Genomic DNA, 13,738 nt, shown 5'->3' with positions numbered 1-13,738 from the left:
CGCCGTGGCCAATGCCCTTCTGGTAGCTCGGTGTTGACTGAGCGTTGACACAGGAGGTTCCATCTCTGTACGAGGTGCACGATCCGGCGGGGGCGGGGATGAGCGACCAAGGAAGTTGGGATGAGGATATTCCCCGGCCGTTCTTCTTCCTGAGCTACGCCCACTCGCCTCGGGGTGCCGGCCGGGCTGGGCCGGTGGCCCACCACTGGGAGGACCGGCTTTTCCACGACCTGTCCGAGGCGGTCGGCGAGCTGGCCGGACTGGCCGACAACGAGCCAGCCGGCTTCATGGACCGGGGGCTCAAGCTCGGCGACGGCTGGTCGGCGGAGATCACCGAGGCGCTGGCGCACTGCCGGGCCTTCGTCCCACTCTACTCGCCCCGGTACTTCCGCTCCCAGGCCTGCGGCCAGGAATGGAGCGCCTTCGCCTCGCGCGAGGTGCTGCCGCGCAACCGGACCAGCGGGCACGCCTCGGGCGTGGTCCCGGTGCAGTGGGTGAGCGTCCGCCACGAGTTACTGCCCCCGGTGGCCAGGGCGTTGCAGTTCAACCACCGGGACTTCGGCGAGGAGTACGTCGAGGAGGGACTCCAGACGCTGCTCAAGGCGCGCTACTTCCGCACCCAGTACGAACTGGCGGTGCACCGGCTCGCCCAGCGGATCGTCCAGGTGGGCCTGGACACGGCCATCCGGCTCGGCGGCCGACGGGACTTCCAAGACCAGCGCAGCGCATTCGAACCGCCGGACCGGCGCCGGAGCTTACACATCACGGTGCTCGCCTGCGACCGCAAGAGCGTGCCCGAGGGCCGTTCCCCGGACAGCTACGGCATCAACGCGGTGGACTGGCAACCCTTCGGCGAGGACAGCGACAGCAGCATCGCCAAGCGCGCCGCCGCAATCGCCCGGCAGTGGGACTTCCACCCCACCGTGCACGACCTGGCCGCCGAGGACGTCGAGGCGGCCGAGGCCGACGGGGCCGGACCGCCCGCGCCCAGCGTGCTGTTGCTGGACCGCTGGGCGCTGCTGCACCCGGACCGCCGGGCGCTGCTGCAGCGGTTGGACGCGCAGAACCCACTGTGGATGGCCTTGTTGGAACCGTGGGACGCGGACGATCCGGAGTGCAACGGCAGGCAGGAGGAGTTGCGGCGACTGGCGGACGAGGTACTGCTGAACCTGCGCGCCGACCGCCGCCGCAGACCGGGTGCGGACACCCTCTCCTCGCTGGCCGAGTTCGAGGAGGCGCTGCCGCGCGCCGCCCTGGTCGCCATGCATGCCTTCGACGACTGGCGCCGCCGGGCCCAGGGGTCGCCGGAGCGGACCGGACCGGCCAAGCCGACGCTGCGCGAGAGCACCGCGCGCGGCGCCCAGCCGTCGCGCGGGACCCCAGGCGGCCCGTCGCTCCCGCTGCGCCTAGCCGAGTACCGTCCCGAACCGTCCCCACTCGAACCTTCCTGGCACCACCCGGCCGACCCGACAACGCTAGACCCCAGGGGAGGGGCTGATGAGTGATCAGCTGTTCGATGGCTTCGAGGACACCGAGCAGGAGGTCCGGCCCGAGCGGGACCGCGCCGGGCGGATCATCACCTTCTACTCCTACAAGGGCGGCACCGGCCGCACCATGTCGCTGGCCAACACCGCCTGGTTGCTGGCCGCCAACGGATACCGGGTACTGGTGGTCGACTGGGACCTGGAGGCCCCAGGCCTGGACCGGTTCTTCAGCCCGTTCCTCGACCAGACCGCGCTGGATGCCTCGACCGGCGTGATCGACCTCATCCACGACTACGCCGAGCGCAGCGAGGAGGAGGCGTTCACCCCCGTGGAGATCGCCGAGGCGGCCCGGGTCCGGCCGCACGTGCTCTCGCTCTCCTGGCCGGACTTCCCCCACGGCGGCGCCCTGGACCTGCTCCCCGCGGGCCAGGCCAGCAGCGACTTCGCCGTGGTGGTGGCCAACACCAACTGGGAGGACTTCTACGCTCGGCGCAACGGCGCCCAGTTCTTCCGCGCGCTGCGCGCGGACATGGCCCGGCACTACGACTACGTGCTCATCGACAGCCGTACCGGCCTCTCCGACATCCAGGAGATCTGCACCGTCGAGATGCCCCACGACCTGGTGGTCTGCTTCACACTGAGCGGGCAGAGCATTGAGGGCGCGTCCCGGATCGCGACCAAGGTGGTGGAGCGCTACGCCCGCAGGGACATCCGGGTGCTGCCGGTGCCGATGCGCATCGACGACGGAGAGAAGGGCAAGGCGGACGCGGGCCGCGTCTACGCCCGGCGAGCCTTCGCCAACCTGCCGCAGGGACTGGTCGATGCGGCCCGCGAGCACTACTGGGACTCGGTGGAGATCCCCTACCTGCCCTACTACGCCTATGAGGAGATCCTAGCCCCCTTCGGCGACAAGCCCGGCACGCCCACCTCGATGCTCTCCGCCTGCGAGCGGCTGGTCTCCGCACTGACCGACGGGCGAGTGACGGCCCTGCCGCCGATGGACGAGGACGTGCGGCTGCGCTACGCCGAGCGGTTCGCCCGGCCCCGCCCGGCCGCCCGGGAGGACGTCTTCGTCTCCTACATCGCCGAGGACAGGATGTGGGCTGAGTGGATCACCTGGCACCTGGAGCAGACCGGAGCCCGGGTCCACCCGCGGGAGTTGGAGGAGCCGGTGCGCTCCGAGTCGGAGCGGCTGCGCGCGACGGCGTCCCGCACCGTGGCGGTCTGGTCCCCCGCCTACGCCCGCGCGGTGCAGAAGCGGCTGGCCCGTGACGTGGTCGGCGGCGAGCTGGCCGATCAGCCGGTCGACCTGGTCACCGTCCGGGTCGGCGACTCCCGCCCCACTGGCGCGCACGCCGCCGGGGTCTCGGTGGACCTGAGCCGGGCCGAGGAGGACCAGGCGCGCGAGCAGCTGCTGCGCGCGATCAGTCCGTCCGGTGCGGAGAGCCGGGGCGCGGTCGGCGACGGCCCGCGCTTTCCCGGGCTGCGCCCGGCGATCTGGAACGTCCGGCTGCGCAACCAGTCCTTCACCGGCCGCGCCGCTGTGCTCGACCGGCTCCGCGACCAGCTACGCGAGCAGCAGGGCGGCCGCTCCACCGTGGTGCTGCCCACCCCGCAGACCCTCTACGGCCTCGGCGGCGTCGGAAAGACCCAGATCGCACTGGAGTACGCGCACCGCTTCATGGCCGACTACGACCTGGTCTGGTGGATCGAGGCCGAGGAGCCGGAGCAGGTGGCCGTCTCGCTCACCGACCTGGCCCGCCGGTTGGAGCTGAGGGTCGGTGAAAACGCCTCTGAGAACGCCGACCTGGTGAAGGAGACGCTGCGCCTGGGCACCCACCCCAAGGCCCGGCGCTGGCTGCTGATCTTCGACAATGCGGACGACCCGGCCAACATCGTCCGCTACTTCCCCGGCGGTCCGGGCGACGTGCTGGTCACCTCGCGGAACCAGTCCTGGTCCGGCCAGGCCCAGCCGCTGGAGGTGGACATCTTCCAGCGTGAGGAGAGCGTGGACCACCTCCGCCGCCGGGTACCGGAGCTGAGCACCACGGATGCCTCGCTGGTGGCCGAGGCAGTCGGCGACCTGCCGCTGGCCGTGGAGATCGCGGCCGCCTGGCTGGAGACCACCGGCGTCCCGGTGGGCACCTATATCGAGCAACTGCGCACCGAGGCGGTCAACGTGCTGGCGGCGGCCGAGCCGGCCGACTACCCGACCACCTTCGGCGCCACCTGGAAGGTCTCCATCGCCCGGCTGCGCGAACAGTCCCCGGCCGCGGCGCGGCTGCTCCAGCTCTGGGCCTTCTTCGCGCCCGACTCCATCTCCCGGAGCCTGGTCTACAACGACCAGATGATCGACTCGCTGGTCCCCTACGACGAGGACCTCCGCGACAAGTACATGATGGGCAAGCTGCTGCGGGCCCTCAGCCGCTACGGACTGGCCCGGGTGGACAGCACCAGCAGCACCTTCCAGGTGCACCGCATGGTTCAGGCCGTGGTCAGGGCGGAGATGACCGCGGAGGACCTGGAGAACACCGTCCACGAGGCGCACCGGATCCTGGTCGGCGCCCGCCCCGACGAGGGGGACACCGACGACCCCAGGAACTGGCCGCAGTTCGAGCTGATCTGGCCGCACCTGGGCCCCTCCAACGCAGAGTACTGCGACGAGCCGGACACCCGTGGCCTGCTCATCGACCGGGTCCGCTACCTGTGGAAGCGCGGTGAGTTGGACCGGGCCGAGGACCTGGGCCGGCGGCTGGACGCAGCCTGGACCGAGAAGCTGGGCGACGACGACAAGCAGACCCTCCAGCTCCGGCTCCAGCTGGGCAGCGTGCTGCGCAGCCAGGGCCGCTTCGCCGAGGGGCTGGCCCTGGACGAGGACACCCTCGCCCGGCAGCGCCGGGTGCTGCGCGAGAACCACCCACAGACCCTCCAGACGGCCGGCAACGTGGCGGCTGACCTGCGTTCGCTGGGCCGGTTCCGGGAGGCCCTGGAGATGGATCGGAAGACCTACACCACCCTGGTCGACGAGCTCGGCGAGGACGACGTGATCACCCTGCGGCTGGCCAACAACCTGGCGGTGGACCTGCGTTTCAACGGCTTCTACGAGGAAGCCAGGATCCTCGACGAGGACACCTTCAACCGCCGCTCCATCGGCCAGGACGGCCGTAACCACCCGCTCACCCTCTCCACCAAAGCCAACCTGGGCGAGGACCTGCGCGCGCTGGGCCGCTACCAGGAGTCGATCGACCTGCTCAGCGAGTTCCGCGAGGAGTACCCGATCCCCGTGCCCGACCTGGCCTCGCTCCGCTACGCCAAGAGCCTGGCCGTCTCGCTGCGCAGGGCCGGGCGCCAGGGCGAGGCACGCCGGCTCACCGCCGACACCTACAACCGGTTCCTGGAGCACTACGACTCCAGCCTGCCCGACTCGCTCTCCTGCGCGCTCAACCTGGCCGCCGACCACTCGGCCGCCGGGGACAAAGAGCGGGCCAGGGACACCGCCCAGGAGGTGTACCGGCGCTACTCCGAACTCCTGGGCGAGCGGCACCCGTTCACCCTGATCTGCGCCAACAACGTCTGCATCTACCTGCGCGACAGCGGCCAAGTGGCCGAGTCGGTGCGGTTGGGCCGACACAACCAGGAACTGTTGGCCGACGTGCTCGGCCCGGACCACCCCTACACCGTCTGCGCCACCCTGAACCTGTCCAACTCCTACGGCGACGCCAAGGACCAGACCCGGGCGGAGCACTTCGGCCGGCTCGCCCTGGCCGGGATGGAGCGCTGCTACGGACTGGAGCATCCGGACACCGGCGTGGCCCAAGTGGACCTGGCGATCACCCTGAGGGAGCGTCAAGTCTTGGTAGAGGCCCAGCAGTTGCGTGACAGTGCGATCGAGGTGCTGACCCGGCTGCTGGGCGAGGACCACCCCACCGTGGCCAACGCCAGGGCCTGGCGGCGGATGGGCCGCGACCTGGAGCTGGTCCCGGCCTGACAGGCCGGGGCACCACCCCTCGACGCCCCCTACCCGGACGCTCTCTGCCTGGGCACCCTGCCCGAACGCCCCGCCCGGCCGTCTCAGCGCAGCGCCTCGCCGGCCGGCGCATCTGCCGCGGCCCGGGTCAGCACGTCCAGGAGCACGTGCCACGCCTTGAAGTGCGCCGCCCGCTGCTCCACCCGCACCTGAGCACCGGGAATCCGCGAGCCCAACCAACGGGTGTGCGCCACCGGTGAGAAGATGTCGTCCGCGCCGTGCCACAGCTCCACCGGGCGGGTGATCGCGCCCAGGTCGAAGCCCCACGGGCGGAGGAACGCCACCACGTCGTCGATCCACCCGTCCGCGCCCGCGCGCACCGCCTCGTTGTGGGCGCGGGCCAGGCTGGAGCGCACGCCCGCGTCGGCGATCACGGCGAGGTCGGCGTCCGGCAGTTCGTGCCGCAGGCTCTCCAGCAGCAGCCGGGGCTGCTCGCGCATGGCAGCGACCCGGCCCTTGATCTCCAGCGCGAGCAGGTCCAGGCTCCGCTCGCCCACCGTGTAGGCCCGGATATTCGACTCGGTCATGCCCTCAAACCAGTTCAGGCCCGCAGCGTCCCTGGGGGCGATGCTCACCAGGGCGGCCACCCTGGTCACCCGCTCCGGCAGCAGCGCCGCGCAGGCGAGGGCGTGCGGGCAGCCGCCGGAGCGGCCCACCACGCCGAAGGTCCGCAGCTGAAGGCGGTCAGCCACCGCCGCCACGTCGGCCGCCGCGTCGCTGATCCGGCGCCCCGGCTGGCGGTCGGAGCGGCCGTACCCGGGCCGGTCGTAGGTGACCACGCGGATGCCGAGCCGGTAGAGTCGGCGCTCCGGGGGCAGCTGTCCCACCCGGCTCCCGGGGGTGCCGTGGAGCAGGAAGACGGGGGCCCCGTCCGGGTCCCCAGCCACCGCTGCGGTGAGCGTCCGTCCGTCGGCTGTCCTGACCTGGAGCTCGGGCACCCCGTGTCCCTTCGTGTGGTGCGGCCGGCTGGTGGTCGCGGCCTCGACGGGGCCGCGCGGAACTGGCTCCGTCACGCCCTCCGCTCGGTGCGGGCACGCCATACGGCCTGTTCGCGGCAGAGGGTCGCCTCGGCGTCACGGGCTAGCCGGGACCAGAGCTCCTCGGCGTCCGGGACGGCACGTCCGGGAACTGGAGTACCGCCAGCGGCAGGCCCAGCAGGATCGCGCCGATGGTCACCAGCGACCAGATGTTGCTGCGACTGGTGAAGTCGTCGACCTTGGAGCGGTACCAGACGACCCGGGCCCGCACGCGCTCCTGGAGGTAGAGGGTGCGCCGCTCCACCAGGCTCAGCACGCGCAGTCTGCGCATCTCCCCGGTGACCGCGGGCCAGGCGCCGTCCGACACCACCCCGTGGCCCCGGTAGGTGACCAGCACCTCGCCGAGCTCGGCCAGGAAGCCCTCGTCCACCTCCGCGGTCGCGGCCGGGCCCTGGAACTGCCGGGCTCATGCCCTTGAGAAGCGGCACGCTCTCCTTGCGGACGTCGAGTACGCACTCCACGGCCTCCGCATCGAAGCGCATCACATTCACGACTGGCTCCTCAGCAGCGATCTTCTGACCTGCCGATTCTCCACCAACTGCAGCCTCAGCATCGCCGGTTTATGGACCCCCCATGAGCCCTCGCGACACGCGCAGCGCCGGAGCGGGCTGTCCCTCGCTGCCCGGAACGATCAATAGCAGGGCTGAACCGTAGTGCCAGTCGGACGGCTCGCGACGTTCGCCGTCGCACCACTCCGGGCAGGCTGACCCAGTACCCATCACGAACGTGACTGCCCTGCGACGGCGCGCCCAAGGGATCGACAACCGCCCTCCGGTTCAGTACGGAGCTGGCATCTGCGCCTGTTGACTTCCTGGCTTCGGCGGAGGCGCAGGCCAGGAAGCACCCGCCCGACGGAACGCCTCCTGCGGCGCCACTGATTCAACACGGGTGCGAAATCCAGACCGCACGACGGCGAAGAAGCCGGCGACACGCGCCGCGTCCCCGAGACCACGGTACTCGAACAGCCCCGGGCCGGGTAGCGCCCACGTCGCAGTCCATACCGGTTTCCCGCCGACCATGTGCTTCGTGGCCTTAGCTTCGGGGAGGAATTCCCGCTTCAGCACGTACTTCCGGTCGGGGCCCAGGACCTGCGCCAACCACCTGCCAGACACCGACTGCGTGGACTGAGGAACCTTGACCAGTCCATCCGAGCTGCCAGGTTCCTTCGCTACGCGCTGGAGACCCTGGGTGAGCAGAACGCCCACCATGCCTTCGAGCAAGTGTGCCTAAGGTTGGCACGGCGGCGAATCTCTACTGACCACGGAGGTTGATGACAGGGGTCACGGCTGAGCGATCTTGAAATGAGTGAGGGCCTTCTGGCTTTGGTGTGGATTGCGACATCTGCACCGGCACTCAAAAAGGCCCTCATGTCACACCGTAACGCACCCCTGACCGAGACCGGACGGCTGCGTCTGGCCCGCTGATCACCACCGCGGACACACCGCCCTCAAGGGCCAGCCACCCGCCAGCCTCGCTCTCGCCGACCATCACCCCGAGCACTTCGCGGCCGCCGTCCTCAGTGACACCGGTGGCGATGACCACCGCACGCGAGACGATCTGGTGCTCGACCCGGGCTTTGCAATAGGTCGCATCCAGGTAGGTGTAGGGGGACCGCACGTGGTCCAGCCACCGCTCGCGGAAGGCGGTCAACTGGCGGTCCAGGTCCTGGCAGATCCGGGAGACCTCGCTCTTGGAGATCCCGGTGTCCGAGCCAGCGTGAGCCCCAATGCGCCTCGTGTGACCGCTCTGGTCCCCAACTGGTCCCCACCTCCTAATGCTGTTGTCAAGCCGCCGATGTGACTGGGAGTTCACCTTAGTAGCACCGTCCGTCGCGGATCAGGGCCCACAGGACGTTCACCCGTCGGCGGGCCAGTGCGAGCACGGCCTGGATGTGGCGCTTGCCCTCGGCGCGCTTGCGCTCGTGGAAGCGGCGGGATGCCTCACAGCTGCGGATGCTGATCAGCGCGGAGGTGTAGAAGACGCGTTGGAGTCCGCGGTGGTAGCGGCGGGGCCGGTGCAGGTTGCCGCTGACATGGCTGGAGTCGCGCGGGACCGGCGCGACTCCAGCCAGGCTTGCCAGGCGGTCCGGGCTGCCGTAGCGGCTCATGTCGCCGGCGGTGGCGGCCTCACGAAATCGGGCCGCAATGAGTTTGTCGACCTCGGTGATCTACTCGTTGAGACCCATCACCTCCCTGGCCAGGGTGTGGATCACCTGCGCGGCGATCTTCTCCCCGGGGACGGTGGTGTGCTGGCGGTCGGCCGCTTCCAGGGCGGTCTGGGCGAGGGCCTCGGCGCCACGGACCTTGCGGTTGTGGAGCCAGGTCGTGAGCCGGGTGCGGCCGACGCGCCGAAGCGCGGCCGGGGTCTGGTAGGCGGTCAGCAGGATCAGCGGCCCCTGGTGGTCCAGGTCGAGGTTTCGCTCCAGCGCAGGGAAGATACCAGTGAGTTGGCCGCGCAGGCGGTTGATCCTGCGGCTGCGCTCGGCGACCAGGTCGGCTCGTCGGCCGGTGAGGATCCGCAGTTCGACGGTGTACTCGTCGTCCGGCCGCAGCGCTGCGGGCCTGGTCGGCGATGACGGTGGCGTCCTTGGCGTCGGTCTTGCCCCATGCCCCGATAGCCGGCCGAGGCCCGGTTGACCGCCAGGCCGGGTGTGTAGACGAGCTGCTGGCCGTGGGACAGCAGGATGTTGATCCACAGGGCGGCCATACCATCCGCGACGTCCACGGCCCAGACCACGTCCTCGTCCAGGGCGAGGACGTCGGCGAGCAGGGCCAGCAACTCCGGCTCGTCGTTCAGCACCCGGAGCGACAGCAACCGCCTGCCCTCGGTGTCCAGCACCACGCAGTGGTGATGGGTCTTGCCGATGTCCGTGCCCGCCCAGATCTGGGCCACCTGTTCCTCCGGTCGCTCGAACGTGCTGCGTGCTCCGGACGACCTCGCCAGCGTGGTCCTACTCAGCGATGCACCCGAGGGGCTCGCAGCTCCTAATCAGCGGCCGAGTCGTCGTGAGACACCGGGCGGCCAGGTGGGGTGAACCATCGCGTGGAACCGCCTGAAAGCCATACCCGGTGTCTCTGGGCCTCTGGACCTTAGACGGCCCGTTCAACCCATGCCAACAACGTAGGACCCCCCTGACTGGACGCCTCCGGGCACGGCCCGCTTCTGACGCCCCGTCACGCAAAAGCCCTCCGACCAGGACTTTCGTCCAGTCGAAGGGCTTTCGATCTCTGTCGGGACGACAGGATTTGAACCTGCGACCCCCTGACCCCCAGTCAGATAGGTTTACGAACTATTGCACGCTAGGCACGTTAGGAACGTTCCACGCGTGCAAAACGGCCCATAGCGTGCCAGGCATGCCGTCCAGCTGGTCCCCAACTGGTCCCCAGGCACCTCATCTGCGGCTTCACTGCCCAGCTGGTCCCCAGCTGGTCCCCGGGGAATTCCTCCGAGAAAGGCAATTTCCCGGCTCAAAAACCGCCCTCAGCCAGAATGGAAAGTATTCCAGGTACGCAAATATCAGGCCGCTTCTGCTATCAAATTGGACGGCCCAAAATTGCGGCCTGCATGGACAGGTGGAATATCGGGCACCACAGGTCGTCGATTGATGCGACGCTTCAGGGGCACCCGCCATCCGATGAGGTGATGCCAACGCCCGGCACGATGCACCGCCTTGAAGTCGTGCTGGCCGACTGCGGGTGACCAACCGGCCTGCTCCTTTACCTGCCAAGGCATGAGCTATGAGATCACCGCCACGTCGGCTGCGGTTGTCGGTGGGCGTCAGCGACTTGTGCGCTGTGGCTACGCCCGAGTACGCGGCCGTGAACACGCCAACTTGCCGGACGGTCCGTTGGCCGCGCCTGTCCCACTGCGACTGCTGCACCCCAGGCGAGGGAGCTGAGATCGCATGTACGGCCGTCCGGTCTGGCGGTCGGACGGACATCACGCCAGCTGAGAGCCCTGGCCGCTCTGCACCGTGGTGGGCCTGCTGGGTGCGGAAGGCCGGTGGCTGGTTCGGCGCCCTGGTGGGGCGCGCGCGCCTCGGATCCGACGGGAGTTGTCGGAGCCGGTTGGTACACCGATTACTGGGGCCGACGCATCGGGCGGACGGCCGTGTTGGGGAGGAGAGAGGTCATGGCTCAGGGGTCTCACTACGTTCGCGGGCACATGAGGCGCAACCCGGGTCCGACGCGGGCCAAGATGACCAGCGGCTGGGTCGTCGCCGCTGTCGTAGTGGCAGCACTATGGATGTGGACCCACGGTTCGAGCTCGTCGGCGTCCACGACGACGCCCGCGCCGACCGCCAGCGTCTCGGCATCCAGCACGGCGGGACGGTGAACAGGAACTGGAGGCGGCGGCTGAGGGTGCGCCCGCCGCGCTCCGCTCCGGAGTGGGTCGCTGCCCTGGTCATCGCCGCGGCCGGGGTCTCGCTGCTCTGGCAGGCCGTGGCGGCGACGGCAGCCTACGCGCTGCCCCTCGCCGTAGGGCTGGCGCTGGCCACCGCTGCCGCCGGCGCGGGGGTGGTGGTGCGCAGGCGGTTGCTCCTCGACAGGCAACGTCAGCGGCTTGGCCGGCTGCGGCTCACCCTGGCGCGGGTCGACGCCATGGACGACAGGCAGTTCGAGTTCGCCCTGCGGGACCTGCTGATCCGCGACGGGCTTGCTGCCCGGCAGGTCGGCCGGAAGGGAGACCAGGGGGCGGACGTCATCGCGGACGACCGCCGGTGGGGGCGCATCGTCGTCCAGGCCAAGCACACCACCACCGGCCGCAACGTCGGCGCGCAGGTCATGTACGTCGCCAAGGGCACCACCGGCCCCGCACACCACGGACACGTCTCCGTCGTGGTCACCAACGGCGGCATCACCAGCGGCGCCAGGGCCTGGGCCGACAAGCACGGCATCTACCACGTCGACCGCGACGCCCTCAGACTCTGGGCCGAACACGGCGTCTCCCTACCCGACCTCCTCCACCTGCCCACACGCGCCGGCCGCAGGCGTCGCCTGAGGACCGCTGCGTAGCTACCGGCAGGTCGGGGCTCCTCACATTGGCTGGGCCCCACCTGCCTGTGGCCGGCGCTGGGCAATCAAGCACGAAGCCGCCCCAAGCTACGCCGAGTCGCCCATGACCGCTTCTCCGTCAGAGACGCGAGGCTGGGGCACTGAGCCCGACGCCTCGGTGCTGACTTCCTCCTCGCGGAACTCATCGTCTGGCAGGAGGACAGTGGGAACGGCGTCGGCGTGCTTGCGGACGAGGTAGTCCAGGGCGTGTTCGTCCGTCGATTGGTAGTCGAGCCTGGAGCGGTAGAAGTGAAGGCGCTGTTTGCACTCCTGGAGGATCTCGCTCCATTCGCGCACCCAAAGCCGGGTCGTCGGACCGGCAAAGCTGACCTGGCCGGGAGGCAGATTGGGTTGCCGAGCCATGCTGTGCAGGCTGCTGTCCAGCTTGTTGCCGATGAGCCAGAAGTCCCACATGGCGTCCGTGGAGCGGAATCTCTCGTCCTGCGTCACGGCCGTGGCGTAGCTCACCAGTTGACTGAACTGTTCCATGCCGAGGGTCAGGTTCGGGCGCTTTAGTTCCACGACGAGGTGGTGCGGCCTCTGCGACCACACGGTGGTCTTGGAGAGCATGAGGTCGACGCGTCCGACTCCGCCGTCGGGCAACCGCACATGGGTGTCCGCGGGCTCCGGTGCTCGAAGGAGACGGAGGTGCTTCCTAAGGACCTCGGAAAGCCCGCGCTCGCTGACCATGAGCGAGTACTCCTCGCCGAACACCCAGGCTTCGTTCTCAAGGATCTTGTGCAGCTGGTCGCGTTCCCGAGTGACCTTCTTCGCGGCGGGGTCGAAGAGCAGAAGTTCCAGCGCCCTCAGGAAGTCCAGCCGGTCGGTCACCTCGGTGGACGTGCTGATCAGTGATGTCAGGCTCGTGCGCCGGAGCAGAAGGCTGAGGTCTTCCTTCTCCTGTCGGGTGAGGGAGAATACGCGGTCCAGGATCTCGTGCGTGTGGTCCGGCTTGGCGGCAAGCGTCTCCTTCAGAAGCCCGAGGATGGACCGCTTCGCCTTGTGGTTCTTGGGGATGTGCTGCGCGATGGTGGTGGCGACGGTGTCGAACGTCTCGCGCTCGGCTACCTCGGTAGGTTCGGCGGCATCGCCCTGGTACGGGTACACGTCCTCCCGCTGCCACTCACGGATCTGTTCCTGGCGGCGGGCGTCCACCCGGTCCCGGAAGTGCTGGCGCAGACGGTCTCTGGCTTGCTCGACCACGCGTGCGGCCGGCGAGTCCTCGTCCCAGTCCACCAGCGACAGGTCGTGCGGCCGGTCTTCGAAACCCTTCCAGGACAGATAGGCGGTGAAGATGAAGCCGGGGGCCTGGATTTCCGGGCGTAATTTGATCAGCGGCATGCGTTCCGCGTCGCAGAGCGCGAGTTCCCGGGTGACGGACTTGTGCCACTCTATGACCCGCAGGGTAGGTGCAGGCCGGTCGTCGACCGGGTCGAGCACGTAGTCCTCGGAGTTGACCTGAGCGGAGCCGGGGTCGATCTTCTTGCCGTCGTAGGTGATCGACGAGTCAGGGTACGTCTCAAGATAGAGGGCGAACTCGGTGGTCAGCGCACCGATGACCTTGCTGGTGTTGAGCAGTCGGTCCAGATGAGCAACGTCGCCCCACACCTCGACGGTTGTGCCGGGTTCCTGGGATGTCGACCCCTGGACGTCGATTTCGTAGTTCCGCATGGCTGAGCGGCTGGCCTCGATCACTGTTCTCACTGCGCCGTCGAGGCCTTCGCCGACCGTGGTCCAGCGCACCTGTTGCCCGAGGGCGAACGCCCGCACGCGGCCCTGGCCATTCCTTCCATGGAGAGCGCGGTGCTTCTGCAGGGATACCAGTGCGGTCCGCTTCCAGGACCCGCCCAGTTTGTCGAAGTAGGAGAAGCTTGCCTCGGCTGGCATGCCGTGTCCGTTGTCGATGACGCGGACCTTGCTGATTCCGCCCAGTTCGGTGCGCTCCAGCTCGACGGTGACCTCGGTGGCATCCGCATCCAGGGCATTGTAGATCAACTCGGTGACGGCCCCGACTGGGTCGGCCAGTCGAGCGACGCCCTCCACGTGGTCCTGTTCGACCTGCAGAGTGATGCTGTCCACGGCAGTGCCCCCCCTCGCCTCGAGTCGGCAGCATAATGGCAAGATCCCTCTACTGCT

At 69.2% G+C, this 13,738-nt stretch carries 6 protein-coding genes and 2 pseudogenes; 3 read left to right on the top strand and 5 right to left on the bottom strand.

Annotated elements, in window-relative coordinates; all coding sequences use genetic code 11:
- Nucleotides 1-98: 98 nt before the first annotated feature.
- Together ABUW04_RS33355 and fxsT are read left to right on the top strand one after the other, a co-directional pair.
- Nucleotides 99-1,505 carry a TIR-like protein FxsC gene (locus ABUW04_RS33355; RefSeq protein ID WP_380568196.1) on the top strand — a complete coding sequence of 469 codons (1,407 nt, stop codon included), beginning with the start codon at nucleotides 99-101 and terminating at the stop codon, nucleotides 1,503-1,505.
- Entirely contained in the window at nucleotides 1,498-5,472 is a 3,975-nt protein-coding gene (fxsT, locus tag ABUW04_RS33350) for an FxSxx-COOH system tetratricopeptide repeat protein (RefSeq protein WP_380568195.1), read from the top strand. The genes ABUW04_RS33355 and fxsT overlap by 8 nt, the downstream gene beginning before the upstream one ends.
- A gap of 83 nt (nucleotides 5,473-5,555) precedes the next feature.
- On the opposite strand, the gene ABUW04_RS33345 is transcribed toward fxsT, so the two are convergent.
- From ABUW04_RS33345 to ABUW04_RS33330, 4 genes and pseudogenes are all read right to left on the bottom strand, one after another.
- The gene (locus ABUW04_RS33345; RefSeq protein ID WP_380568194.1) at nucleotides 5,556-6,524 is read right to left on the bottom strand and encodes an alpha/beta fold hydrolase; all 969 of its coding nucleotides are present in this window, start codon (nucleotides 6,522-6,524) and stop codon (nucleotides 5,556-5,558) included.
- Between the two features lie 67 nt (nucleotides 6,525-6,591).
- Nucleotides 6,592-6,918 carry a hypothetical protein gene (locus ABUW04_RS33340; protein WP_380568193.1) on the bottom strand — a complete coding sequence of 109 codons (327 nt, stop codon included), beginning with the start codon at nucleotides 6,916-6,918 and terminating at the stop codon, nucleotides 6,592-6,594.
- 1,097 nt (nucleotides 6,919-8,015) lie between these two features.
- A pseudogene (locus ABUW04_RS33335) lies at nucleotides 8,016-8,276 on the bottom strand (transposase); the annotation flags it as partial.
- 85 nt (nucleotides 8,277-8,361) lie between these two features.
- A pseudogene (locus ABUW04_RS33330) lies at nucleotides 8,362-9,440 on the bottom strand (IS110 family transposase).
- Nucleotides 9,441-10,789: 1,349 nt separating this feature from the next.
- On the opposite strand from ABUW04_RS33330, the gene ABUW04_RS33325 reads away from it, so the two are divergent.
- Nucleotides 10,790-11,563 (top strand): restriction endonuclease, encoded by a 774-nt coding sequence (locus ABUW04_RS33325; RefSeq protein ID WP_380568192.1) that lies wholly within the window; start codon nucleotides 10,790-10,792, stop codon nucleotides 11,561-11,563.
- 87 nt (nucleotides 11,564-11,650) lie between these two features.
- Here the strand turns inward: ABUW04_RS33325 and ABUW04_RS33320 are convergent, their stop codons facing one another.
- On the bottom strand, nucleotides 11,651-13,681 hold the full coding sequence (locus tag ABUW04_RS33320) for an ATP-binding protein (protein WP_380568191.1): 2,031 nt from the start codon (nucleotides 13,679-13,681) through the stop codon (nucleotides 11,651-11,653).
- Nucleotides 13,682-13,738 lie beyond the last annotated feature (57 nt).

The sequence above is a fragment of the Streptacidiphilus jeojiensis genome, assembly GCF_042510965.1.
Classification (GTDB): domain Bacteria; phylum Actinomycetota; class Actinomycetes; order Streptomycetales; family Streptomycetaceae; genus Streptacidiphilus; species Streptacidiphilus jeojiensis.
The sequence above is the reverse complement of the archived record's forward strand: the minus strand, read 5'-3'. Positions and strand labels throughout refer to the sequence as shown.